The following is a 25,858-nucleotide window of genomic DNA, read 5'->3' as shown; positions in this document are numbered from 1 at the left end:
AAGGATGTTATAGGGAGTATCGCGCCGGCCTTATTGTTCATATCGTCAAACCAGGACAAAAGTTTAGGTTTTTGGCTTATTTTTAAAATTAAATAGTCTAAAAGTCTTGTTTTTGATTTTGCATTCATTTTATGGAAATTTGTTCTCGCTTATGCCTCAAGATGAGCCATCTGTTGAAGATCGATGTTTAAATTGGCTTTCCACATGTTTACGGTAATGAACGTCATGAATCAGCCGAATCGTCGGCCTGATTAACAGCAGCAAGCTCCCAATTGCAAACAGCCATATCCCTGCTGACTTGAACTGCTCATAAAAAAAGAAAAAGCTCCCGACAAGAAACAGGGCACCAATGATAAAGTCATTTACTGTATAGAGGATCTTATATCGTTTTTTGAAAAATTGCTCGTATCGTTTCAGTTCTTGTTTGATATCATTTTCTTCTTTAGGTGCCATCATTCTCCCTCCATTCAATCATTCATTACCCTAATAGAAATTCTAGATAAACATACTTTGAAAAAGGAAAGGAAGATATTTAAGTCTCCAGTCAATTCCTTCATACTTAACAGCTGGCCCAAAAGGATGCTGGTTGTATACAATGAATTCTGTAAGGTGTTCAACATGACTCAGCTTGAACATATAAAAGAAGTATTTTTTACAAAAAAAGGCTGAAAAAAACTGGTTTTTATAAAAGAAGGCAGGCTGTGAATGATCTTGCAGCCGTGTGCCAGACTGACCAACCGATAAAGAAAATAATGTGTAAAAAAAGCTTGCCAAAAAAATCGACAAGCTTTATGTTGCCCTATTCCAGATAATGTTTTTTGAAATCGGAATGGATAGAAAATTTGCGGCGCAGCTGGATGAGATTTTCCCCAAAGCTTTCTTCTAAAAGCCCTCTATGCTTTTTCAGGATTTCCATGAGGTACAGATCATGAATGATCACCTCAGTAATGGGCATAACCAAACCTACATGCATCGTCCATGCAGCACGGCTGTCGTTGCCAAGGGAGACGATGCCTGCTACTACTTCTGAATTATCTCCGCTATACACAAGCCACCTTCCGTCATACTCTTCTGTGATTTCACTGCTCATATCATGAAGGTAAACAGAAGCAAAATCAGATGTGATGTCTCCGTACGCAATAATGGTGACAATGACGCCTTGATTTGCCGCCTGTCTTAGCTCTGATTCTATCTCTTCAAAATCCTCTTTCCATATTTCTAATAGAATCCTTTTTTTGGCGGATAAGATACAAGCTTTCACCTTTTCAAGAATTTCATTGCGTCCGGTGATATTCCAGATATTTTCCCGGTCGTTTGCGGTCTGCTCGAATTTTTCAAAGTATTTCTCAGCCTGGTCAAAATGCTCTTCCGCTTTGAGCCGGCGGTTTTTAATCAGTTCCTTGGCGGGCACAGGCACATACTGAGGCGTATTTCCATGGCTTACAAAAACATCTCCTCTTAAGACAAGGCTTTCTAAGACTTCATAAATTTTAGAACGGGGCACTCCGGAATTTTTGGCGACGGCATAGCCTGTTAAAGGCGATTCTTGCAATAAAGCAAGATATGCTTTTGATTCATACTCTGTAAAATTAAGGTTTTTTAAAATGTCTAACATATTTTCCTTCATAGATCCTCCAATATAAAAGCAGTCGCTGCCTTTGTCATCGCTATTTTAACAAACGATATTGATTTATTCCAAACGCATTGATACAATTTTATGAGTAGTTACTTTCGTAGTCACTATATGGTGCGGGGATATATCAAAGGGGGAGAAGAAATGCACAGCCTACTCACATACATACCGATTGCGGCCATGATGGTGATCATACCGGGAGCTGATACGATGCTTGTTATGAAAAATACGCTTAGATATGGCGCAAAAGCTGGCCGTTATAACATTCTAGGATTGGCAACAGGACTTTCCTTTTGGACGGTTATCGCCATTTTAGGTTTATCTGTCGTTATCGCAAAGTCAGTATTTCTTTTCACGACAATTAAATATTTGGGCGCAGCATACTTAATTTATTTAGGAATCAGAAGTTTTTTTGCCAAAAGCACGTTTTCTTTAGATGACATGCAATCCCAAGCAAAAAGCAAGGAACATTCTCCGAAACGTTATTATAAAACTTCCTTTATGCAAGGATCACTCAGTAATATTCTCAACCCTAAAACTGTCTTGGTTTATGTGACAATCATGCCCCAATTTATCAATCTAGAGGGAAATATAAACCAACAGCTTATTATTTTAGCTTCAATCCTTACCTTACTAGCGGTGTTATGGTTTCTCTTTCTTGTTTATGTAATTGATTATGCGAAAAAATGGCTGAGAAATTCGAAGTTCCAGAAAGCCTTTCAAAAAGTAACGGGCATGATATTAGTAGGTTTTGGCATCAAAACCGGTATGAATTAAATTCCTAATAGGAAAGAATCAATATGGTAGATGTAAAGCAGTTGTTTTGCCTGTTTGAATCTTCTTTTTGTTCCGGCAGTATCATTTTCTATACAAAAAAGACAAGGGCGTGTAAATCCCTTGTCTTTTTGTTATTTCCTCACATGTCCTCTGCTCGTCTGCACCTTATACATGATAATCAATAAAATAAACCAGACCGGAGTGACAAACAAAGCAACGCGTGTATCATTCGCCAGTGCCAATACGACAAGAATGAACGCGAGAAATGCGAGCGTGAAGTAGTTGGATAATGGGTAAAAAGGCATTTTAAATGTATTTGCTTTCGCTTCATCCTGCCTTGTTTTTCGATATTTCAAATGGCAAATCACTGTAATGCCCCAAATGAAAATGAAGCATATAGTAGAAACACTTGTAATCAGCGTAAAGACTTGTTCCGGCATGATATAATTCAGGCTAACGCCAATCAGAATGGCGATGGTTGAAAAGAACAGCGCATTGCTTGGAACTTTAGATGAAGTCAATTTCTGCAGTAATCCAGGTGCGTGATGATCCTTAGCAAGTGAATAGACCATGCGGCTTGTGCTGAATAAAGCGCTGTTGGCCGCTGATGCAGCTGATGTGATGACAACAAAATTGATTATACTGGCGGCGGCAACGATGCCTACGACAGAAAAGACTTGAACAAATGGGCTTTCACTTGGGTTCAAAACATTCCAAGGGTAGATGCACATAATGACAAAAAGTGCGCCGACATAAAAAAGTAAAATCCGGGCAGGGATTTGGTTGATGGCTTTAGGGATCACTTTTTGGGGGTTATCTGTCTCACCTGCGGTCAGTCCAACAAGTTCAATTCCCACAAAAGCGAAGACAACCATTTGGAATGAAAGGATAAACCCATGCCATCCATTTGGAAACATGCCGCCATGGCTCCAAAGATTCGTGATGCTGGCTGAGCCGGAAGCTGTGGAAAAACCTTTGGCAATTAAAATAATACCAGTTACGATAAGAGCCAGTATGGCAATAACTTTGATCAATGCAAACCAGAATTCTAATTCTCCGAACAGTTTAACGGTGGCAAGGTTCATGATTAGCAAGATAATCAGGGCAAGAAGACCAGGCAGCCATTGAGGCACCGCAGGAAGCCAATATTGCGTATAAATCCCGACCGCCGTTAAATCAGCCATCGCGAGAGAAATCCAGCAGAACCAGTAGGTCCAGCCAGTGATAAATGCCGCCATGTCGCCTAAATAGTCTCTTACGAAATCAACGAAAGAGTGATACCCCGTATTTGACAATAGCAGTTCTCCGAGCGAACGCATAATAAAAAAGCAAAAGACTCCGGTGACCAAGTAAGCAAATAAAATGGATGGTCCCGCAAAGTGGATTGATTTTCCTGAGCCTAAGAATAAGCCTGTTCCGATTGCACCCCCAATCGCCATTAATTGTATATGCCTGTTTTTAAGGCCTCTAGACAATTTTTGTTGTTGTCCCAAATTGTCTCTGTTAGAATTGCCAATCAATTTTATGTTCCTCCAATAATAAAAGATGAATAAAGTTTTATCGGATATTATAACATCTAAAAGATAAAAAGTTTTATTTTTAAATTTTTAAAATAATTGATTTGCAAGTGAAAACTACTGAAGGCCTCTAGCTCTATCAAGGTCTTGGTTCACCATCTATCTGGTGTATAAGGATACGCCGGGAGTCGGTTTGGACGGTATTTCCGGTGCAAAATCGATTATTGTGATACATGATTGGGACGGTTTTATGTACCAACTGTACAGCTATTGAAAATCTTATCTGTATCAGTTTTTTGATTGGGAACACCAAGAGAAGAATAAACATCGCATCGTAATTGGCCTTTCGGAAAATAAGCTTGAAATAAAAGATTGGATATCTCCTGATCTTTCCACTTTCAGTCAAACGGTTGTTACACCATTTTTAAATCATGATTGGGAGGGGGAATGTCACCATGGCGATTTGCAGGATGAGGAGTTTACTGATGCTTACCAAGCGTGCAAGGCTTTTTTAATGCGTAACGATCTCTATGATCATTCGCTCTCTTTTGCGGAAAACAGCAGGGGATATCGCATCGACCATACAGACGATTTTGAAACCCTGGGTAAGATGGCTGCACGAAATGATCACTATTAATTATTTTTTGCAGATAGAGATAAAGTTTTTATGTTTACAGATGCACTGACCTTACAGATGTATTGTAAAGATGAAGACGTTTTGGATCATGAAAAGAAATGGAGCAGAGCTGCTGAAACCTCATTTCTGGTCGTGAAATCACTGTGGCGGACACAAAGAGTGTCCGCTTTTTTACATTTTAGGACATTTAGCCTGATCTATTAGATTCATTTTTTATCATTCATGATTTTGCCATCATGACATTCCTTAAGAATGATAAACTGTTTACTGATTATTACTTTGGGAGGAGCACAGTCCTGAAGAACGGAGATTCTAAAATACTAGTATGAGATGGAAATGATCAATACCTAACATAGAAGGCCAGTTTGTCAATCTGCTTGAAGACCTTTCTGGAAGTATCAGGCTGTCTGTTGTGAAAGATTCGGAATATTCTTGTTAATGGCTTATCTAATAAGGAAAAAGGATGATAGACGTGAAAAGAATAGATAAAATATACCACCAGCTCATGCATCATTTTCATGATGTCAGTTTAGATCATCTTTTAAAGGTACAGGGGAGTTCAGCAAAGGAAATTGCTGAGCAGCTGAAAATGGAGCGGTCCAATGTCAGTTTTGAATTGAACAATCTCGTCCGATCTAAAAAGGTCATAAAAATTAAAACATTTCCTGTGCGATACCTCCCAGTCGAAATAGCGGAAAGGTTATGCAACAAAAAATGGGATACAGAGATGATGGAAGTGAAAGGCCTTGAGCCGTTTGCTGAGAATCCAAAACAGAATCATCAACCTATCGCCACAAATCCTTTAGAGCTTATGATTGGGGCAAAAGGCAGTTTGAAGAAAGCAATCTCCCAGGCACAAGCAGCTGTCTTTTATCCGCCGAATGGCCTGCATATGCTCCTCTTAGGCCCGACTGGTTCTGGTAAATCACTTTTTGCGAACCGGATTTACCAATTTGCCATTTACTCAGACATTCTGAAGGCCGGTGCCCCATTTATTACATTTAACTGTGCAGATTATTACAACAATCCTCAACTATTGCTATCTCAATTATTTGGACACAAAAAAGGTTCATTTACAGGTGCCGGTGAAGATAAGGCTGGTTTAGTCGAACAGGCTAATGGAGGCATTCTTTTTATGGATGAAATCCACCGTCTCCCTCCTGAGGGCCAGGAAATGCTGTTTTATTTTATTGACAGCGGTTCTTATAACCGGCTTGGAGAATCTGAACATAAACGAACATCAAACGTATTGTTTATTTGCGCCACTACAGAAAATCCGAGTTCTGCATTATTGAAAACATTTTTGCGTAGAATCCCTATGACCATTCATATTCCTTCGCTTGAAGAACGATCGCTTAAAGAAAGAGTGGATTTGACGACGTTTTTATTAGGGAAAGAAGCAGAGCGAATCAAGAAAAATCTAAGTGTGCACATTGATGTCTATAATGCGCTGATTCATTCTGCTAAATTTGGCAATGTGGGACAGCTGAAATCAAATGTCCAGTTAGTTTGTGCACACGGCTTTTTGCACAATCTTGACAGACATGAGGTGATTGAGCTGACTGTTCGGGATCTGCCGGATGAAATCAAGCAAGAATGGATGTCCAGCAGTAAAAACATACAAAGAAGCAAAGCCATTTCTGAATATGTCAATATTACAACGATTATATCTCCGATTATAGAAGATGAAACGACAAAAATTGACGAAGACCTCTCATTTAACTTGTATCATTTGATCGAGGAAAAAGTAAAAACCCTCCAAAAAGAAGGATTATCCAAAAAGGATATTAATCAGTACATCTTGACTGATGTTCATTTGCATGTGAAAAGTTTTTTTCATCACCGGGCGTTTCAAAAGGACAACTTGATGACATTCGTAGAAGATGACGTGATTCAATTGACAAAACAGTTAAAAGAAATAGCTGAACATGAGCTGGATTGCACATTTGACCGTAAATTTATTTATTTCTTGAGTCTGCATATTGACGCATTTTTAAAGCGCGGAAAACACATAGATGTTTTCAATACACAGGAGACGGATGAAATCCGTGACACTCATATGCAAGAGTATCGGGTGGCGATGATATTTAAAGATCAAATTCAGGAATATTTTAAAGTGGCCATCCCCGAAATAGAAGTCATCTACTTAACAATGCTGATTCATTCCATCAAATCATTAAAAGAGAACAAAAGGGTCGGGATTATCGTGGCTGCACATGGAAATAGCACGGCGAGCTCAATGGTTGAAGTCGCGACAGAGTTGTTAGGGAGCACCCCCATTGCAGCAGTTGACATGCCGCTTTCGGTTTCGCCTTCGGACATTATGGAATGTGTAGCGGAAAAAATGAAACAGGTTGACGAAGGTGAAGGTGTTTTAATGCTCGTGGATATGGGGTCACTTGCGATGATGGAAAGCAAGCTGGAGGAAAGGACAGGCATTGCCATCAAAACCATCAGCAATGTGACGACCTCAATGGTGCTGGATGCTGTCAGAAAGGTGAATTATTTGGATTTGAATTTGCATGCGATCTATCAATCGGTCACGAAAGATTTTATTGAGTTATGGGAGCGGCAGCCAGCGGTATCCGGCAAAAAGAAAGCATTGGTTTCCATCTGCGCGACAGGCAGCGGGACGGCCAAAAAGCTGGAAGACATCCTGACTACGATCGTGAACAAGGCCTCTGATACCCCGATTCACATATTGACCGTCTCATCCATTAAACTGGCAAACAGCATAAAAGAAATCGAAAAAAAGTATGACATCCTTGCGACAGTCGGAACGAAAGACCCTAAAATCAATGCGCCGCATGTATCATTAGAAGTGTTAATTGAAGGGGAGGGGGAAAGGCTGATTCAACAGGTGATTACAAAGGGCAGCATTCCGTTGAGCAATGGGTTAAACGAAGCTAATATCATTGTCAGGGAGCTTTGCGAGGATAGCTTGAAAAAATATCTTGTCTTCTTGAACCCCCACCATATGATCGAGATGTTATTAGAGTGGCTGCAAACTGTTCAAGGTGAGTTGGGAGTCATTTTCAATAATGCTGTTTTGATCAAAGTCATCATGCATACGGCTTTCGCTTTTGAAAGGGTGTTAAAGCAGAATCCGATCGCTTTCTCAGAGGAAGATGAAATAAATGAAAAGCTAAAAAGAATGTTAACCGTGACAGAACGGACATTAGCCCCATATGAACAAAAGCTTGGACTTCGCATAAGTGATGATGAAAAATTATTTATAGCCGCGCTATTCGCTGAAGAAGTGCCTGTCCAGCTGTTTTAATAGCGATTTTTTTCTTCAAACCTGTATTAAATGGAACGCCATTTTAATACAGGTTTATTTTTTTCATTTTAAGTGTTTCAACAACAGGCGAAAAATAAATGAAAACGCTTAACACAACTTTGTTGGCACGATCCTTGCATTATAAAAGGATGTACGAAACAAGGAAAGGAGCAATGGATATGATTTCAGTTATTATCAGCGGCCATGGAGACTTTCCCATCGCATTAAAAGAGTCTTCGGGGATGATATTCGGTGAAGAACATAACCTGATTGCAGTGCCGTTTTTGAAAGGGGAAGGCATTCAAACGCTGCAAGGAAAATATCATCAGGCGCTCAAGGGCATTCCGGAAGAACATGAAGTGCTTTTTCTAGTCGATATTTTTGGAGGAACGCCATATAACGCAGCAGCGTCTTTCATTGCTGAAGATCAAAGAATGGATATGGCAGCCGGCGTAAACCTGCCGATTCTGCTGGAGGTATTAAGCTTGAGAGAACACCTGACGCTCAAAGATTTGCTGAACAACTTAAAAACAATGAGCCAGCAAAGCTTTCAAGTGTGCAGTGAACATTTAGAAAAAGTGAAAACAGCCAATCAAGAAACAAGAGAGGATGAATTGTGATGAACATTGTGTTAGCCAGAATTGATGACCGCTTTATTCACGGCCAAATCTTGACAAGGTGGATTAAAGTCCATGCGGCAGACCGAATTATCGTTGTCTCCGATGATGTCGCACAGGATGACATGAGAAAAACGCTGATCCTGTCTGTTGCGCCTTCAAATGTAAAAGCGAGTGCCGTTTCGGTTTCAAAAATGGCAAAAGCGTTTCATAGTCCGCGCTATGAAGGAGTAACGGCGATGCTCTTGTTTGAAAATCCGTCCGATATTGTATCCCTTATAGAAGCAGGCGTGCCGATCAAAACCGTAAACGTCGGGGGAATGCGGTTTGAAAATCAGCGCCGTCAAATCACAAAATCAGTCAGTGTTACAGAACAAGACATAAAGGCATTTGAAACATTAAGTGACCTGGGCGTGAAACTGGAATTGAGGCAGCTGCCTTCAGATGCCAGCGAGGATTTTGCACAGATTCTACGGAACGTAACAAAATAATCAAGGGGATGAGAATATGTCTTCATTACAAATTATTTTGTTGTTAATCATTGCAGCCATCACCGGCATCGCAAGTGTATTGGATGAAGGGCAGACACACCGGCCGCTTGTGGCCTGCACGCTGGTTGGCCTGGTGCTCGGGGACTTAAAAACAGGAATTATTCTAGGCGGCACACTGGAGCTGATGGCGCTGGGCTGGATGAACGTCGGCCTTGCCATGGCACCTGATACAGCGATCGCCTCTGTCATCTCAACCATATTAGTCATTACCGCTGATCAGGGAATTGGCGAAGGCATCGCCGTTGCTGTTGCTTTGGCAGCTGCGGGTCAGGCGCTGACCATTTTTGTGCGGACGATCACTGTCTTTTTCATTCACCGCGCTGATCGCTACGCAAAAGAAGGGAATATAAAAGGAATTGAAATCATGCATATTACCGCGATGGTATTTCAAGCACTGCGCGTCATGATACCGACATTAATTGTCGCATTGATCAGTGTCAGTGCGGTTCAGGCGTTTCTGGGCAATATTCCGGACGTGATTACAAAAGGGCTGCAAATAGGCGGCGGCATTATCGTGGTTGTCGGATATGCCATGGTGATCAATATGATGAATATTCCTTATTTGAAGCCATTTTTCTATATTGGATTTTTATTAGCGGCGTTTACCGATTTCAACTTAGTGGGATTTGGGGCCCTTGGTCTCTGTCTGGCGCTTTTATACCAGCAGGTCATGCAAAGACAAAACGCCCACGGAGCGGTCGCAGCTGCTTCAGACGGCGGCCGTGTTGCTGTTTATGATGACGATGACGACCTTGACGCCTAAACCATGAGGGGTGACGAAAAGATGGAGAAAGAAAAACGATTAACGAAAAAAGAGATTTTCAGCATGTTTATTCGTTCAAATTTTTTGCTCGGTTCCTTTAACTTCGAACGTGTGCAGGCCATGGGATATTGCTATGTGATGATACCGGCGATCAAAAAACTGTACGGTCCCGGTGCAAAAAGAAACGAAGCCTTGCAGCGGCATTTGGAATGGTTTAATACACATCCGTGGCTGACAGCGCCTATATTTGGCGTGACGGCAGCCATGGAAGAAGAAATGGCGAACAACAAAGGAATTGATGGAAAAGCGATCAGCGGAATGAAAATCGGTTTGATGGGCCCAATAGCGGGTGTAGGCGATCCGATTTTCTGGGGAACGATTCGCCCTGTCTTAGCTGCGTTAGGGGCGTCACTAGCTTTAGGCGGAAACATTGCCGGGCCTTTGCTATTCTTTTTCTTGCTGAATGCCATAAGATTAAGCACTAAATATTACGGGTTAAAGTATGGCTATGTAAAAGGAATCGAGATTCTGCAGGATTTAGCGGGGAATCGTATTCAAAAGCTGACAGAGGGCGCGTCGATTCTCGGGTTATTTGTTATGGGGGCTCTCGTTTCCAAATGGACCACGATCAACATTCCCATCGTTGTGTCAAGAATTAAGGATGAAAGCGGCAAAGTGGATGTTCAAACCGTACAAAATGTATTAGACAGCATTATGCCGGGTGCGCTGCCTCTAGGGTTAACGTTGTTAGTGGCATGGATGCTGCGCAAAGGGGTGAATCCTCTTCTCATTATATGCGGAATTTTTATCATCGGGATTGTTGGGTATTGGGCTGGATTCTTAGCATAAGCTCTGTGGAATGTAAGAAGAGGGAGACTGCCGCAGTCTATCATATAACATTCACTCGGATAAAAGCGGAAACCAGGGGAGAATGGCTACAAACTCACCAACTTGTACAGCAGTCTCTCTTGAAAGTGTTCAAACAAGAAGAGAGGAGCGAAGAAACAAATGAAAAAGAGACTTTCTCAAGGCATCATCATGTTGACCCTGCTGTTTACGATGGCATTTCCTGTTGAGGCAGCCGATTCAAGCTACTATGATGAGGATTATCGACCTCAATATCATTTTACGCCGGAGGCTAACTGGATGAATGACCCAAACGGGATGGTATATTATGATGGAGAATATCACTTGTTCTATCAATACCATCCATACGGGCTCCAGTGGGGGCCCATGCATTGGGGGCATGCCGTGAGCAAAGATTTGGTTACGTGGAAGCACCTTCCTGTTGCACTGGCTCCGGATGACAAAGGCACGATATTTTCTGGAAGCGCAGTTGTAGACAAGAATAACACAAGCGGTTTTCAAACAGGCGAAGAGAAGCCGCTTGTGGCCATTTATACACAGGATCGGGAAGGGCATCAAGTACAGAGCATCGCCTATAGCAATGACAAAGGGAGAACGTGGACGAAATATGCAGGCAACCCGGTCATTCCAAACCCGGGGAAAAAAGATTTTCGCGATCCAAAAGTCTTTTGGTATGAAAAAGAAAACAAGTGGGTGATGGTGCTTGCGGCCGGTGACCGAATTCTTATGTATACGTCCAAAAATCTGAAGCAGTGGACATATGCAAGTGAATTTGGAGAGGGGCAGGGAAGCCATGGCGGAGTATGGGAATGCCCGGATTTGTTTGAACTTCCGGTAGACGGCAATCCGAATCGGAAAAAATGGGTCATGCAGGTCAGTGTCGGAAACGGAGCGGTTTCGGGAGGATCAGGCATGCAATATTTTGTAGGGGACTTTGATGGAACTCATTTTAAAAATGAAAATCCGTCAAACCAAGTTCTCTGGACGGATTACGGCAAAGACTTTTATGCGGCTGTATCCTGGTCCGACATTCCATCCTCAGATGGCCGGCGGCTTTGGTTAGGCTGGATGAGCAATTGGCAATATGCGAATGATGTCCCTACATCCCCATGGAGAAGTGCGGCATCCATTCCAAGAGAGTTAAAATTGAAAACGCTTACTGGAGGAACTAGAGTCGTCCAAACACCGGTGAAAGAGCTGCAAACCATTCGCGGGAACGCTAGGAAGTGGAAGAATCAGACCATATCGCCTGCAAGTCAAAATGTGTTAGCGGGCCTATCTGGTGATGCGTATGAATTGCATGCAGAATTTCAAGTAACTCCAGGTTCGGCAGCTGAATTTGGTTTTAAAGTTCGAACAGGCAAAAATCAATTCACAAAAGTCGGCTACGATCGAAAGAACGCCAAATTGTTCGTTGACCGGAGCAAGTCGGGGAATGTCACCTTTCATCCAACCTTTAACACAGGAAAACAAACAGCTCCGCTGAAGCCGGTCAATGGAAGGGTAAAGATGCGCATTTTTGTCGACCGCTCTTCAGTTGAAGTGTTTGGGAATGACGGACAGCAGGTCATAACCGATATCATTCTCCCGGATCGATCGAGCAAAGGTCTTGAGTTATATGCGGCGAATGGCGGTGTAAAGGTGAAATCATTAGCGGCATACCCTTTACAAAAGGTGTGGGGAACGTCACCTTTTATCTCGAATTTGTCTGGCTGGACGACGGTCAATGGCACATGGGCTGACACAATTGAAGGAAAACAAGGAAGATCGGACGGTGACTCCTTTACGTTGTCTTCAGCTTCCGGATCAAACTTCACCTATGAATCTGATATCACCATTAAGGATGGAAACGGAAGAGGGGCGGGGGCGCTTATGTTCCGCTCTGACAAAGGCGCCAAAAATGCTTATCTTGCCAACGTGGATGCGAAGCATGACCTGGTGAAATTCTTTAAATTTGAGAACGGCGCCGCTTCTGTCATCGCCGAATACAAAACGCCGATAGACGTGAACAAACAGTATCATTTGAAAACTGAGGCCGAGGGCGATCACTTTAAAATTTATTTAGATGATCGTCTTGTGATTGATGCGAATGATTCCACATTCTCAGAAGGTCATTTTGGCTTGAATGTGTGGGATGCGACTGCTGTCTTTCAAAATGTAAACAAGGGGCCTTAAAATGGAATTTCATGTAGCAGACACTCAATAAAGCCCTTCATAAAACAGAAGCTGAGGGACAGTGGGTCAATCCATACTGTTCCTCAGCAAATCAATGTTTGTTAAAGGGTTGGCAACTTTATCGCGGTTTCGATATTTTGTAAATTCATCTTAACTTGTTCATCTGTGTTCCAAGGGTGGTACCAGCCCTTTTCCATCATATAGCTAGAGATTTGTTCATGCATATCGAGGGCTTCCTCTAAATGGCGGATCAGGACCTCTTTTACTTCAGGCGTTCCAGCTTCCGTTGCGGCCATCGCATAATTTCTGACGCCGTTTTTTGCGGCAATCAATAAATCCATGGCGATGATTTGGTCTGTCAGTACATTCATGCCGGTCAGATATTCAATGATAGGATTCATTATTCACTCATCTCCTCATTCATGCTTTGCTTTAGATAAAATCGAGGCAAATTCCTGTAGCTGCCGTGTGGTGGTGTCAACGTCTTGCTGCATGATTTTCTTTAGCTTCGGATCTGATACCAGCGCCTTCATTGTTTTGGATTTCGTTAAACAAAGTGTCTTAAATGCAGTCATTTCCTGAACCTCAAGCACTTCATGTAAGGCATAGTTCATTTCTGTAACCTCCGTTTTTTAAGGTTTTAACACAACTTTTATACAGTCATCCATTTTTGCATCAAAGATGTCATAGCCATGCTTGGCTTCACTAAGAGGCAGGACATGGCTTACAACGTCACCGGGGTTAATTTTGCCCGTTGACACTAATTCAAACATGTATGGCATATAATGGATCACCGGAGCTTGTCCAGAACGTATATTGATGTTTCGCTGCATGATATCTCCTAACGGGAAACCGTTATATCTGCCGCCGTACACGCCTGTAATTTGGATGGTTCCTCCTTTGCGGACGGCTTGGGAAGCAATGACCAACGCACTCATCGTTCCGCCATGAAGCTTTAATCCGCTTGCAAGGAATTCGAGGTCGGTCATTTTCCCATCCATCCCAACAGCGTCAATGACAACATCAGCTCCGCCTTTGGTGATTTCCTTCAAGTAACTCCCAGTATTCTCATGGTCTTCAAAATTAACGATTTCTACTTGATTTGTTCGTTTGGCATGCTGTAAGCGGTAGTTTACATAGTCAACCGCTATAACGCGCTTTGCGCCCTTTAGCCAACAAAACTTTTGAGCAAAAAGGCCGACTGGCCCGCAGCCTAGAACGATAACTGTATCGCCGTCTTTTACGCCGGCATTGTCAACACTCCAGAAACCGGTTGTCATGGCATCGGAGATCACGCTTAACTTCTCATCGGGCTCCTCACAGGTTTCAGGAATTTTAAAATGGGTAAAATTCGCAAATGGCACTCTTAAATATTCAGCCTGTCCGCCCGGATAATCGCCTGTTTGTCCCGAATAACCGAAATAGGCGCCCATTTCTCCATTGTCATTAGATTGATCACACTGGCTTTCCAGCTGATGTTTACAAAAAAAGCATTCACCGCAGGCGATTGTAAAAGGAATAATGACGCGATCGCCTTTTTGCACCTTTGTCACGCCCGGCCCAACTTCTTCAACGATGCCCATCGGTTCATGGCCGATGACATAGTCTTCTTGCAGATTAGGGATGAATCCATGGATTAAATGTAAATCTGATCCGCAAATGGCTGTACTGGTGACTTTTATAATCATGTCATCGGACTTTTCAATCTTTGGATCTGGCACATCTTTGACAACAACATTTTTAATGCCTTGATACGTTACGGCCTTCATGCTAAAAAACCTCCAATGTTAATGTTCATCAGGTGTCCGGTCAAACATCCCTTTTCGATTTGTTTCAACAGGAAAGAGATTCATGTTGCCGACCATGATTGTATTTTTTGCAGAGAGCTGATCCAGTTTATATTGTTCGCTCAGCTCATACGGATGGAACCATTTTTTGCTTATCATGAGTTCCGTTATTTCTTGATGCATTGCGATTCCTTGCATCAGCTGTTTCCGTAACAAGGCTCTTACATCAGGTGATGCGGTTTCAGTCAAAGCTACAGCAGTATTTCTCACGCCTTCTTTTGCTCGTATCAGAAAATCTAACGCGAATGTGGTATCTGCAAGTTCAGGCACATTCAGCGAATTAATAGGGTCTAAATGATCTTGGTTCAATGGTGCTCACCTTCCTTTCAATCAATGATGGGCGTTGGGCGGCTTTGAGGGACAGGAGCCTGAAATGGCGCACGCTCATAAACCGCTTGTAAATCAGTAAGGTCTTGCATGGCTTGCTGCACATCTTTCTGCATCAAGTCCTTTAGATCTTGGTCAAATACAAGTCCCTGCATTAATTTTGATTTCGCTACACAAAGGGTTTTAAAATTAACGATTTCATGTAAATCTACCGCTTCGTGAGCAGCTAATGTTTGATGATCCATAGTGATGTAACCTCCTTTAATCAACGTTACATTTCCCGAAATGAGGGTGTAGCATACGGATAGAACTGTTCACTGTAAAAAAGGGCGCATTCCATATAATTGAAGTTGTTTTTTGGAGAGGTTTATACGCTTCATTCAAAAGAATCCGGTCTTTCATCATCAAATAAGGATATAACAAAACGCCATTAAGATTACATAACAAACCTGGCTAATAGAAAGCCTCTAAAACCTTGGGGACTTGGGTCTTTTTACCTTTGTATTTTGCACAAAGTAGTGTATAATACAAATCGTAATTATTTCGTTTTACAGAGAAGGAGTGTTGTAATGGGAATGTTATCTGTAAAGAGGTTAGGCATATTAACGATTGGTTCATTACTGGTATTGGCAGGGTGTCAGACATCAGGTTCGTCAAAAGGTGAGTCTAATCCATCATCCTCAGCAATTGAAGAAAACTCTTCTAAAACGCAAGAGCAAACATCAGAAGCTCATGATCATGAGCACGATCACGGCCACGACCATAGTCATGCACATGATGAAGAGACAGAAAAAATTTATGAAGGCTATTTTAAAAACAGCCAAGTAAAGGATCGCCAGCTTTCTGATTGGGAAGGAGACTGGCAATCTGTGTACCCATTTCTTCAAGATGGCACTCTTGACGAAGTATTTTCACATAAATCCGAGCATGAAGGTGACAAGACAGCTGAAGAATATAAAGAATATTATAAAAAAGGGTATAAAACAGATGTTGATCGTATCGTAATCCAGCAAGATACAGTAACGTTCTTCAAAAATGGAAAAGAATCTTCTGGTAAGTATACGTATGACGGATATGAGGTTTTAACATATGATGCGGGCAATAGAGGGGTAAGATACATATTCAAACTAGCTGAAAAAACGGAAGGCCTTCCTCAGTATATTCAATTTAGTGATCATAGTATCTATCCGACTAAAGCTAGTCACTACCATCTGTATTGGGGTGATGACCGTAAAGCTTTACTTGATGAAGTTAAAAACTGGCCTACCTACTATCCGTCAGAAATGGACGGCCACGATATTGCCCATGAGATGATGGCGCACTAATCCTATGAAATATGATTTTACCTGTGAATAAGGTAGTGCTTAGACGCCAGCTGCTGACTCCTCGTCAGCAGCTTTTTTCCTTCTTTCGTTTCTTCCTCTCCGTCCGATCAACTCATGAAACGTTTTAAGCTGCTGATTTCTCATACTAGGGGATCGTGAGTTCCTTCGCGTTATATTCTTCGTATCGTAGGCAATATATCGCACTACGCCTGACATCTTCGTTTTTCGATCACTTATAAAAACTTTACTGAAGTCTAGAAAAAATAAACAAAACATTAATAAAACGATGCTATTTCATTAACAAAGGTAAGATACGATCAATATAACTTTATGGTTGGCAAAAAAGTGTTGTAGAGAGAATGAAAAGTAAGGGAGAGTATGAAAGTATGACATTACGAAGGATGAAGAAACATGTAATAGTTGCTTTATTTGCTTTGGTATTATTTCAAAGCTCTGTGAGTGTATGTGATGCGAGCGCAACAGCTAAAGCAAAAACAGTTACGCCGCCGCCACCTGCTTCAGGATACTTTGTGGATCATTACAAAAATAACAGTTCTGCTAATATGACAGTGAATTCCAATCCCGCGATTGGAGTGCTTTCAGAATTTCAAAAGCTTTGGTCTCCCGGAAGTACTTGGGATAGCGGAGTGAAACGAAACAGCAGCGTGTTGGATGCTAATATTCAAAAAGTGGCTGACTTTGCTAAACACCGCACCCCGCTCGAGGAAAATGCTGCATACTTTGATGATCGCAGGAATCAGAGCTACAGTGTGATTGACGGCCTTGGTCCGCTTACTGATATCTATCGAATAAATGCGGGCGCGACGACAACAATTAACAGTATCCCTGCAGATGCCGCGATAAAAAAATATCATGATGAAGGAACCAATTCCGGCAGCACGAGTTCCAGTCTCGGCAGCATCGTCAGTTTAGTCAATACGTTACGAGGCCCCTATTCTTCAACGAACCCGGCTAAGGGATATTTTCAATATCCACGCCCGTTTCGCTGGGAAAGCAATTCTATTCTTGTCCCAACCCTTGTACCCGCAATTAATCCTGATCCGGCCAAAGACGGAGGATTTCCCAGCGGACATACAAATGCCGCATATCTCAGCGCTTTTGCCATGGCTTATGCCGTGCCGGAGCGTTATCAGGAACTCCTTACCCGGGCTTCAGAGCTCGGCCAAAACCGTATTGTTGCCGGTATGCATTCCCCGCTTGATGTCATGGGAGGACGTGTCATGGCAACTGGATTGGCGGCCGCTATTCTATCTGATCCAGCCAATCAAAGCTTGAAAAAGGCTGCTTATGATGAAGCTCATCAGAAGTTGTTAACGCAAACCGGCACGGCTGAAGATCGATTCAGTGATTATAACATGAATAAAAATCAGTACACCCAGCGATTGACATACGGATTTGGGCGAATGAATTCAATTGCTAAACCTATGGTGGTTCCAAAGGGAGCTGAAGTCCTGCTTGAAACCCGTTTTCCTTACCTTGACAAAAAGCAGCGCCGCTCGGTTTTAGCTACAACAGGCCTTCCTTCCGGCTATCCTGTTCTCGATGATGCGGAAGGGTGGGGAAGGCTTGATCTCTTTTCCGCTGCCGATGGTTATGGCGCTTTTGACAAAAACGTTACCGTGGCCATGGATGCTTCCAAAGGCGGCTTTTATGCACTTGATCGTTGGCGTAACGATATCTCCGGCAAGGGAAAGCTGACCAAAAAGGGGACAGGCACATTAAAGCTGGAGGGGAACAATACATATTCCGGCGGCACGAGGATTGATCAGGGAACGCTTGAGGGCGGTTCAGAGACAGCTTTTGGGAGAGGCGATGTTTCAAACAACAGAGGCATCCTGAAGGAAGATGTGTCAGGTAAACTGATCATAGGCGGAGATTACAAGCAATCAGCCAAGGGTATCCTTGAACTCAACCTCAGCGGTAAACATGATCAGTTCCAAATCAAGGGCAAGGCAAAAATAAAGGGGACATTACGCCTCCATTTTTCGGATAACTATATCCCGGAAGACGGCTCCACGATCATCACCTATCATAAGCGTAATGGATCCTTTTCTTCAATCGAAACCACGGGCTTGCCAAGCAAGTACAAAGTGAAGGCCATCTATAAATCCAACCGGATTCAATTAAAAGTTGCAAAATAGATCCAAAGCATCTTCCAGCATTAAAAAGCGGATGGAATGCGGAGCGACTGTTTGATGTGTATCCGTCGCTTGAGAAATGATATTAACGTCTGGATTTTTTTCCATAACAAAGCACCTGTCGATGACAGGTGCTTAGATTGTTGACAATATCTTAAAACAGCTATCGTTTTAGGATATTGTCATTTTTTCAGCGTGATGGAGACCCTAACATGCTTTTTCCGAGACACGATTTTCTTATTATAGCGTCGGCTTTCTCCCTATCGAACGAAAGCGCGGGTGTTCTGCAAGGATGGAGCTTTTCATTTCTTTTACTGCTGGATGGTCTGATGCAAAGAATTGATGTTTGGATTCGTAAAGCTCAACTAATGTTCCGTTATCCAGTACACCTAGTGTGTCACTCAACTGATAAGCGGCTTTTAAATCATGCGTAATAAAAAAATACGATAACCCAAAATCGTCTTTTAGCTCTTTTAACAAATCTAATATTCGTGTTTGAGTTACCATGTCCAGACTGCTGACTGATTCATCTAATACGATCAGCTTCGGTTTGAGGGAGATTGCTCTTGCGATATTGATTCGCTGCAATTGACCGCCGCTGAATTGGTGTGGATATTTTGTTAAATCGTCTTCACGTAAGCCTACTCTTTCCAACAGCTCGATGATGGTTCGCCTTTGCTCGTCGATTGTGAGCCTTTCATAGTTTTCTAATGGTTCTGCTATAATCTGTTCCGCCGTCATCCTTGGGTTGACGGCGGAGTGTGAATCTTGAAAAACCGCTTGAAGATCGCGGCGTATTTTCCGGCGGATTGATTGCTCTGCTTGATATATGTCATGTCCTTGAAAAAGTATTTGGCCCGATTGCGGCCGTTCCAAACCGAGCAGCACCTTTCCTAATGTGCTTTTACCGGCTCCGCTCGGCCCAAGCAAACCAAAGCATGTACCCTTCTCAATCGAAAAGCTGATACTGGATAGGACTTGTTGAGATTGGAATTTCCATTTGAATAATGAACGTTCCGCATAACGATGAGAGACTTCTTTCACTTGTAATAAACTCACTTGTTCACCCCATTAAAATGCCGCTCTTTGTCAAACTGGCCCAATGGCACGGTCATCAATTGGCAATGTCAAACGTGCATCCAATAGCTTCTTTGTATAGTCATGATGTGGTGCATCAAACAGCTGAAACACATCTGCTTTTTCTGCGATTCTCCCTTTCTGCATCACAGCAACTTCATCCGCCATTTCTGCAATGACGCTCAGATCATGTGAGATGAGCAAAATCGCCGTTCCACACGTAGAGCGCAGGTCGTCTAAATGTTTCAGCACGGTCTTCTGATTATTGACGTCTAGAGCAGTGGTGGGTTCATCCGCAATGAGAATGGCTGGATGTAAGCATACAGCGGCTGCGATCATCACCCGTTGAAGCATTCCGCCGCTTAATTGAAAAGGATAAGATTTTAAAAGTGTAACAGGATTGGATAAGTTCACATGATGCAATGCTTCGATTGCAAGCTCCTTCGCCTGTTTTTTGTTAACAGACGTATGAGTGCGAATGGTTTCGATCATTTGATGACCAATCGTAAAAACGGGTGTAAAAGCGTTCATCGGATTTTGCATAATATAAGCGATATCTTTGCCGCGGATCTTGCGCATTTCTTGATCTGCCAATCCGTTTAATTCTCGGCCTTGTAATGAAATGCTTCCTTCCACCTTGGTTGTTTTTTGATTGAGCATCTGAAGAATGGACATGCCCGTTACCGTTTTTCCGCATCCGCTCTCACCAATCAGGCCAAGGATTTGACCGCGCTTCAGTTCTAAATTGACGTCTTGCACAAGGGTTGACATGCCTCTTTGCGTTTTGGCCTGTACATGCAAATCTTTCACTTGCAGCACCGGTGATTGTTCTGTTTCCAACTTCTCATTCCTTTTTATCATCGACGTTTGACTCCGTATTTGTCTGATAGACTCTCGCCCAATATATTGAATGTTACAACCACAAGCATGATCATCATCCCTGGGTAAATCATCAACTCAGGGTTCGTCCGAATGTATGATTTTCCTTCATGAATCATCGCTCCCCATTCCGCAGCCGGTGGCTGAACGCCTAACCCAAGAAACGACATAGCGGATATATCCATAATGGCCCAGCCCATTTCCAATGTGCCCATCACCACGAGGGGAGGGAGGACATTAGGTATGATATGTTTTTTCATAATCTTCCATTGTGATGATCCGTTGATTTTTGCGGCTTTAATAAAGTTTTCCTCTTTCAGGCTAAGCACCATTCCTCTGAAGATTCTTGCATAATAGACCCATTGCACAAGCATGAGGGCCAGAATGACTTGAGGAAGTCCAGGCCCGAATATGCCCACTAGACCAAGAACTAAAATTAAGTTCGGAAAGGCCATCACACCATCACAAAATCTCATTAACAGCTGATCAATCCATCCGCCTTTATATCCCGAAATCGTACCGACAATGAGGCCGATCACGAGTGAGGAAATAAAAATGAGCACCGCAAATCCTAGAGAAATTCGTGCGCCGTACAATAGGCGGGATAAGTTGCATCTTCCTAAATGATCAGTTCCTAAAGGGAATTCCCAGGATGGAGGATGCAGCTTATATGACAAATGAACAGCAACAGGGTTGTTCGGCGCAATCCAAGGGGCACATACAGCGATTAGGAACAGAATGGACAATATGGTAATACATACTGTTATCACTTTTTGACTTTTGTATATCCTGCGTATGCCTCTGATCATCGATACTGCCCTTCTTTCCTGGAAATCCGCGGATCAATATACATTTGAATAAGATCAACGATTAAGCTGCTCACTATAAAAAAGGTGGCGGCGATGAACACATAGCATTGAATGACTGGGATGTCACGATTGAATATGGCCTCAATAAAATAACGGCCAAAGCCAGGCCAAGAAAAAACCACTTCAACAATAATGGTTCCGGTGAGCAGCTTGCCAAGATTCATTCCCAGGCCTGTAATCATCGGAGAAATGGCCATTTTCAATACATGCTTAGCCATAATGCTTTTCTTTTTCAGCCCTCTGATTTTTGCGTATTGTACATACGGTTCTTGCAGATTTTCTATAACACTGGCGCGCAAAAGCCTTGTATACATCGCGATTAAAGGAATCGCCAGCGTTAATGACGGCAGTACGAGGTGCTGCCATGTTCCAATTCCTTCTACTGGAAAAAGATCTAATTGAACAGAAAAGAAAAAAACCATCATATACCCTAACCAAAAAGTCGGAATGGATGCCCCGAAAAAGGAAATAAAGCGACTGATATGATCAACTGCACGATTTCTTTTGATCCCCGCAAAGAAGCCGAGAGGCATACTGACAAGCACCGCGATCAATAAGCTCCCAAGCGCAAGCTCGAACGTTGCTGGCATTCGGAGTGCAACCTCGTCCCAAACCGGCTGATTCGAAACATAGGATAAGCCAAAATCGAATTGGCATATCTTCAAAATCGAATTGGCATATTGGATAAAGAATGGTTGATCTAAGCCAAACTCATGTCTTTTTTGTTCTAAAATGTCATCGGTTGGCTGGATATGCGCTGCGGCTACATACGCTTCAGCCGGGTCAACCGGTGAGAGTTGTATCATTCCAGTTGTCAGAAGTGCAGCTATAAGAAACACTGGAATGATAGACATGATTCGTTTCAATATATAGATGCCCATAAAAGCCTCCTACTGCTTTATGCGGATACCTGTAAATGGATGTTCGTCACGATTAGCAGGGAAAGTGAAGTTTGTTATATTCTTTTGGTAGATCGCTATCTTTTTCATATAAGAGATTGGAACGATGGCTCCCTGATCTTGAAGGGATGTTAAAATAGATGAGTAAAGCTTTTGGCGCTCTTTTTCATCAGTTGTTTGAGGAACCTTTTCCATCTGCTTTAATAACTCTTCTTTGTTTGGATAGGCAGAAATCGCTTCATTAAATCCAAACCCTTTTGACGCAACAATGTTTACAAATGTATGCGGGTCATAAGGCGCGCCGTAGTTGCTAAAGAAGTTCATATCAAATTCATTCGCTTTGAACCGTTTTACCTGAGTCGCCAATTCTACTCCCTCAAGATTCAGCTTCACTCCAATGGCCGCCCATTCTGCTTGCAGCGTTTCTGCCATTGCTTTTTGAATGGATTCCGCGGAATCATACATCATACTAAATTCAAGCAGCTTTCCGTCTTTCTCACGCACCGTCTTTCCATCCGGGAGCTTCCAGCCTGCCGCATCTAATAACGCTGCCGCTTTTTCCGCATCATATTTCACGGGCTTTATATGAATATCAGATGTATATGGGAAAGTTGTCGGCAAAATATAATCTGCTTTTTCTTCTAACCCGGAGGTAATGCCTTCCACCATGGCGTCTTTATTAAAGCCATAATGAAGGGCTTGGCGAACACGTTCATCAGACAGCTGTTCTTTTTTCGTATTCATGACAAGCTGTCTCGCCGCTACCGGTTCAGAAAGGCTTGTTTCATATTGGCCTGTCGATTGCAGCTGCTTATATGCATCCAAACTGATGACGCCTTCACCGTAAATGAAATCCAGTTCGCCTTTTTCAAACGCGAGCACTCTTGTTTCTGCGTCCGGGATGACTTTCACCTTGATTTTCTCGACCTGAGGCTTTTCACCCCAATAATTTTCATTTCGTTTAAAAATCGCATATTCATCGGTTTTATGTTCTTCCAATACCCATGGACCCGTCCCGACAGGTTTAGTGACGCCTTTTGATGTATCGCCGTCCTTCGGGAATCCATTCTCGCCTAAAAACCGAACAGGCCGTACAACTGCCAGCTCCTGAATGGTTGGATAATAGGGTTCAGTCAGTGTCAATTGAAATGTATGATCATCGATTACTTTTGTTTGAGCTATTTTTGTCATAAACCCTAACCAGCTATGCAACTCAGGATGTTTTAAAATGGAATCAAAATTCTTTTTCACGATTTTCGCATTAAAGGTTGTCCCATCTGAAAATGTTACATTCTTACGCAAATGAAACGTATACACTTTGCCGTCATTAGATAGATCCCAAGACTCAGCTAAATGCGGTTTAAGCTTTCCGCCCGCTTCATAAGAGACCAAAGGCTCATATACCATGGACTGCGTAAGCAATTGGGAAGGGTTATAGACATGTGGATTCATTTCTCCTATATCTCTAGGCCAAGCCATTGTGACCATATTGTTATGATCTTTCTTCTCTGATGAATGTCCTGCGTTTGTACATCCTGCTAAAAAAATAGAAAAGATGAGCATGAATAAGAAAGTAATGTTAATTTTCAAACGAATCCGCCCGCTAAACATCTGTGGTTTCCTCCTAAATGATGTTGATAATCATTTTCATTTTAAGGAGAGCGAAACCCCTTGTCAATGTAAGAATATAGGTATTAATGTTGAATCCAGTGATGTGCCAACGGCTGTTTGTAGAAATCACAATAAAAACAAGTATTGGAGAATACATGAAAGGATAAAATGCCAAAGCTCAGTGCACCCCAGGCAGAGAATGATGCGCCGTTGACACAGGCAATTATGAGCAAACAACCAGCAGCTCAATCGTTGAAAACAGCGGTACACTTTCTGCAGGCATCGCGGGTGCCAAACCGGCCAACTTTGTCCAAATATGAAAACCCATCTATGCTATAAACGGCAAAACCCTTACAACGAATGAGGAAGAGGTTTTCAAGTAAGATTTTTAAGTCGAACCTACAACCTTATGAATATTTGAAAGGAAGGACGTATAAGATGACAAATAAAGAAGGTAAGACGCTTCGGTTCCTCATGCCGCAATAGAAAGGAGGAAACCCCCCGTATGTACTGGGAGCCCATGAATGAAAGCGCCTAAACAAAAGGTCTATTTGAGCCTATAGATGTAATAGTTCGCTTCTGTTAATAAAACCCAAAACGCGGCATACCAATTCTTCAAAGTGAATCAGAGACAGTAGGGCTGTTGGCGCTGTCGAGCTTTTCGTATAGTATTGGTATCTACACATAATGGCCACATACATATGCCATAATCGATCAAAATCCACTGGAGGTAATAAATGGTGCCCCTCTTCTTCACCATAATTGCTGGAGTCATCATCACCGACCTCTTAGTTAATCGACCATCAGTGTAGTTCCACTACCATAATGCTATAACCTGAAAGGCCGAGTTCAATTTCTCGGCCCCGTCTAACTCAGTTTCTCATTAGTATCAAAATTAATTCTTATCTTAAATCTTCTTATGATTCTACTTCTGATACACTTTTTATAGTGATAGAGTAGGTCTGACAATTAATTCACTTACATCGATCTCTACTGGCTGCGAGATTGCATATAGAATGGCCTGTGCAATAGCAGAAGCAGGAAGCGCTTGTCTGCGGTATTCGATCATAGCTTCACTCGCCTGTTTATCCGTAATATGATCGGCTAGTTCTGATTCCGTTACGCCCGGTGCAATTACAGTTGTTCGAATATTATTCGTTGCTTCCTGTCGCAAGCCTTCTGTGATGGCACGGACAGCATACTTGGTTGCGCAATAAACAGCTGCAGTGGGGGTAATCTCATATGCGCCTATGGAAGCTATATTGACGATATGTCCGCTATTCTGCTCTTTCATTATAGGCAAAACAGCGCCAATACCATGCAGGACTCCACGAATATTTACATCGATCATACGATTCCATTCTGCGATTTTCAGAGATTCCAATTTAGATAATGGCATTACACCCGCATTATTTACGATGACATCGATTTTGCCGTATGCTTTTATAATTTCTTGGACGGTATGCTGCATTTGTTCAAAGTCTGTGACATCCAGTTGCTTGTAATCTGCACAATATCCTTTTTGGAGAAGAGTGGATACGAGTGTTTCTAACTTATCTGTCCTCCGCGCTGCTGCTATTACTGTAGCTCCATTCTCAGCTAATAAATCAACAGTTGCTGCTCCAATGCCGCTGCTTCCACCGGTGACAAGAACAACTTTATTCTTTATACTCATCTTTGTATCATCCTCTTTTAAGTCATTTTTCTTTAAGAAATCTTTAGCTTCTTTCACGATGCAGGACCATCCCTGCGTGATAGAGGATTCCGTTTTTAAAATCTCCATCAGCTGTGAATCCTGTATCATCTTGATATTCAATGTGGTCACCTGTTATTTGGTAATGACCTGTATAGGCGCATTCGACATTGCCGCGAGCTTCAATATAGCGACCATCGGACAGCAGTTCATGCCTGATATACCGATCTTTGGTAACCCAAAGCCCACCGTAAGAATAATTGTTTTTTTCATCCATATCATCAGCTCCTTTTCTGTTCTACTATTAGTATCAGGGAAAGATAACATGGAGTGGTAGCCGGTTTCTCTTTCATTC

25 protein-coding genes are annotated in these 25,858 nt (G+C 42.4%); 9 read left to right on the top strand and 16 right to left on the bottom strand.

Features of this window, described 5'->3' with window-relative positions; all coding sequences use genetic code 11:
- Positions 1-156: 156 nt before the first annotated feature.
- Positions 157-453, bottom strand: coding sequence for a YrhK family protein (locus tag M1D98_RS12770; RefSeq protein WP_010327842.1), 297 nt, complete (start codon positions 451-453; stop codon positions 157-159).
- Between the two features lie 346 nt (positions 454-799).
- The gene (locus M1D98_RS12765) at positions 800-1,627 is read right to left on the bottom strand and encodes a TrmB family transcriptional regulator (RefSeq protein ID WP_268574240.1); all 828 of its coding nucleotides are present in this window, start codon (positions 1,625-1,627) and stop codon (positions 800-802) included.
- A gap of 150 nt (positions 1,628-1,777) precedes the next feature.
- On the opposite strand from M1D98_RS12765, the gene M1D98_RS12760 reads away from it, so the two are divergent.
- Positions 1,778-2,410, top strand: a complete 633-nt coding sequence (locus M1D98_RS12760) for a LysE family transporter (protein ID WP_010327840.1) — start codon at positions 1,778-1,780, stop codon at positions 2,408-2,410.
- A gap of 131 nt (positions 2,411-2,541) precedes the next feature.
- Here the strand turns inward: M1D98_RS12760 and M1D98_RS12755 are convergent, their stop codons facing one another.
- Positions 2,542-3,930, bottom strand: coding sequence for an amino acid permease (locus M1D98_RS12755; protein ID WP_121642961.1), 1,389 nt, complete (start codon positions 3,928-3,930; stop codon positions 2,542-2,544).
- A gap of 1,106 nt (positions 3,931-5,036) precedes the next feature.
- Between M1D98_RS12755 and M1D98_RS12750 the strand changes: the two genes are divergently transcribed.
- From M1D98_RS12750 to M1D98_RS12725, 6 genes are all read left to right on the top strand, one after another.
- The gene (locus M1D98_RS12750) at positions 5,037-7,844 is read left to right on the top strand and encodes a sigma 54-interacting transcriptional regulator (protein ID WP_435576491.1); all 2,808 of its coding nucleotides are present in this window, start codon (positions 5,037-5,039) and stop codon (positions 7,842-7,844) included.
- A 179-nt stretch (positions 7,845-8,023) separates the two neighbouring features.
- Positions 8,024-8,464: a PTS fructose transporter subunit IIA gene (gene levD, locus M1D98_RS12745; RefSeq protein WP_121642958.1), complete on the top strand. Its 441-nt coding sequence runs from the start codon at positions 8,024-8,026 to the stop codon at positions 8,462-8,464.
- Positions 8,464-8,952 (top strand): PTS fructose transporter subunit IIB, encoded by a 489-nt coding sequence (levE, locus tag M1D98_RS12740; RefSeq protein WP_121642957.1) that lies wholly within the window; start codon positions 8,464-8,466, stop codon positions 8,950-8,952. Before levD ends, levE begins: the two co-directional genes overlap by 1 nt.
- Positions 8,953-8,968: 16 nt before the next feature.
- Positions 8,969-9,775: a PTS fructose transporter subunit IIC gene (gene levF, locus M1D98_RS12735; protein ID WP_010327834.1), complete on the top strand. Its 807-nt coding sequence runs from the start codon at positions 8,969-8,971 to the stop codon at positions 9,773-9,775.
- Positions 9,776-9,796: 21 nt separating this feature from the next.
- Positions 9,797-10,624, top strand: a complete 828-nt coding sequence (gene levG / locus M1D98_RS12730; protein ID WP_121642956.1) for a PTS fructose transporter subunit IID — start codon at positions 9,797-9,799, stop codon at positions 10,622-10,624.
- Positions 10,625-10,783: 159 nt separating this feature from the next.
- A complete protein-coding gene (locus tag M1D98_RS12725) occupies positions 10,784-12,817 on the top strand; it encodes a GH32 C-terminal domain-containing protein (RefSeq protein ID WP_010327832.1) in 2,034 nt (677 codons plus the stop codon).
- A 101-nt stretch (positions 12,818-12,918) separates the two neighbouring features.
- On the opposite strand, the gene M1D98_RS12720 is transcribed toward M1D98_RS12725, so the two are convergent.
- Genes M1D98_RS12720 through M1D98_RS12700 form a run of 5 tightly spaced genes read right to left on the bottom strand, consistent with a single transcriptional unit; the run spans position 12,919 to position 15,236 of the window.
- On the bottom strand, positions 12,919-13,218 hold the full coding sequence (locus M1D98_RS12720; protein ID WP_010327831.1) for a spore coat protein: 300 nt from the start codon (positions 13,216-13,218) through the stop codon (positions 12,919-12,921).
- Between the two features lie 15 nt (positions 13,219-13,233).
- The gene (locus tag M1D98_RS12715; RefSeq protein ID WP_268526598.1) at positions 13,234-13,431 is read right to left on the bottom strand and encodes a hypothetical protein; all 198 of its coding nucleotides are present in this window, start codon (positions 13,429-13,431) and stop codon (positions 13,234-13,236) included.
- An 18-nt stretch (positions 13,432-13,449) separates the two neighbouring features.
- A complete protein-coding gene (locus M1D98_RS12710) occupies positions 13,450-14,586 on the bottom strand; it encodes an alcohol dehydrogenase catalytic domain-containing protein (protein WP_435576493.1) in 1,137 nt (378 codons plus the stop codon).
- Positions 14,587-14,604: 18 nt separating this feature from the next.
- On the bottom strand, positions 14,605-14,973 hold the full coding sequence (locus M1D98_RS12705; RefSeq protein ID WP_010327828.1) for a spore coat protein: 369 nt from the start codon (positions 14,971-14,973) through the stop codon (positions 14,605-14,607).
- A 17-nt stretch (positions 14,974-14,990) separates the two neighbouring features.
- Complete coding sequence (locus tag M1D98_RS12700) at positions 14,991-15,236, bottom strand: hypothetical protein (protein WP_010327827.1); 246 nt, start codon at positions 15,234-15,236, stop codon at positions 14,991-14,993.
- A gap of 324 nt (positions 15,237-15,560) precedes the next feature.
- Here M1D98_RS12700 and M1D98_RS12695 point away from each other — a divergent pair, with 324 nt between their 5' ends.
- Both M1D98_RS12695 and M1D98_RS12690 read left to right on the top strand, forming a co-directional pair.
- Positions 15,561-16,316: a metal-binding protein ZinT gene (locus tag M1D98_RS12695; protein ID WP_121642951.1), complete on the top strand. Its 756-nt coding sequence runs from the start codon at positions 15,561-15,563 to the stop codon at positions 16,314-16,316.
- Between the two features lie 386 nt (positions 16,317-16,702).
- Positions 16,703-18,478 (top strand): phosphatase PAP2 family protein, encoded by a 1,776-nt coding sequence (locus tag M1D98_RS12690; RefSeq protein WP_435576494.1) that lies wholly within the window; start codon positions 16,703-16,705, stop codon positions 18,476-18,478.
- Here M1D98_RS12690 and M1D98_RS12685 read toward each other — a convergent pair.
- The 8 genes from M1D98_RS12685 to M1D98_RS12650 form a co-directional block, all read right to left on the bottom strand.
- A complete protein-coding gene (locus M1D98_RS12685) occupies positions 18,461-18,583 on the bottom strand; it encodes a hypothetical protein (protein ID WP_257392362.1) in 123 nt (40 codons plus the stop codon). The two genes, M1D98_RS12690 and M1D98_RS12685, sit on opposite strands and share 18 nt — an antisense overlap.
- Positions 18,584-18,715: 132 nt before the next feature.
- Positions 18,716-19,534: a nickel import ATP-binding protein NikE gene (nikE, locus tag M1D98_RS12680; RefSeq protein WP_010327824.1), complete on the bottom strand. Its 819-nt coding sequence runs from the start codon at positions 19,532-19,534 to the stop codon at positions 18,716-18,718.
- A gap of 30 nt (positions 19,535-19,564) precedes the next feature.
- A complete protein-coding gene (gene nikD / locus M1D98_RS12675; RefSeq protein WP_435576495.1) occupies positions 19,565-20,392 on the bottom strand; it encodes a nickel import ATP-binding protein NikD in 828 nt (275 codons plus the stop codon).
- Positions 20,393-20,409: 17 nt separating this feature from the next.
- Entirely contained in the window at positions 20,410-21,240 is an 831-nt protein-coding gene (gene nikC, locus M1D98_RS12670; protein WP_010327822.1) for a nickel ABC transporter permease subunit NikC, read from the bottom strand.
- The gene (gene nikB / locus M1D98_RS12665; protein WP_268524276.1) at positions 21,237-22,181 is read right to left on the bottom strand and encodes a nickel ABC transporter permease subunit NikB; all 945 of its coding nucleotides are present in this window, start codon (positions 22,179-22,181) and stop codon (positions 21,237-21,239) included. The genes nikC and nikB overlap by 4 nt, the downstream gene beginning before the upstream one ends.
- 9 nt (positions 22,182-22,190) lie before the next feature.
- Complete coding sequence (gene nikA, locus M1D98_RS12660; RefSeq protein WP_456279625.1) at positions 22,191-23,810, bottom strand: nickel ABC transporter substrate-binding protein; 1,620 nt, start codon at positions 23,808-23,810, stop codon at positions 22,191-22,193.
- 943 nt (positions 23,811-24,753) lie between these two features.
- Positions 24,754-25,542, bottom strand: a complete 789-nt coding sequence (locus M1D98_RS12655; RefSeq protein WP_435576496.1) for an SDR family NAD(P)-dependent oxidoreductase — start codon at positions 25,540-25,542, stop codon at positions 24,754-24,756.
- On the bottom strand, positions 25,529-25,780 hold the full coding sequence (locus M1D98_RS12650; RefSeq protein WP_010327816.1) for an Atu4866 domain-containing protein: 252 nt from the start codon (positions 25,778-25,780) through the stop codon (positions 25,529-25,531). Before M1D98_RS12650 ends, M1D98_RS12655 begins: the two co-directional genes overlap by 14 nt.
- Between the last annotated feature and the right edge of the window lie 78 nt (positions 25,781-25,858).

Source organism: Bacillus sp. K7, from assembly GCF_053903245.1.
The sequence above is the reverse complement of the archived record's forward strand: the minus strand, read 5'-3'. Positions and strand labels throughout refer to the sequence as shown.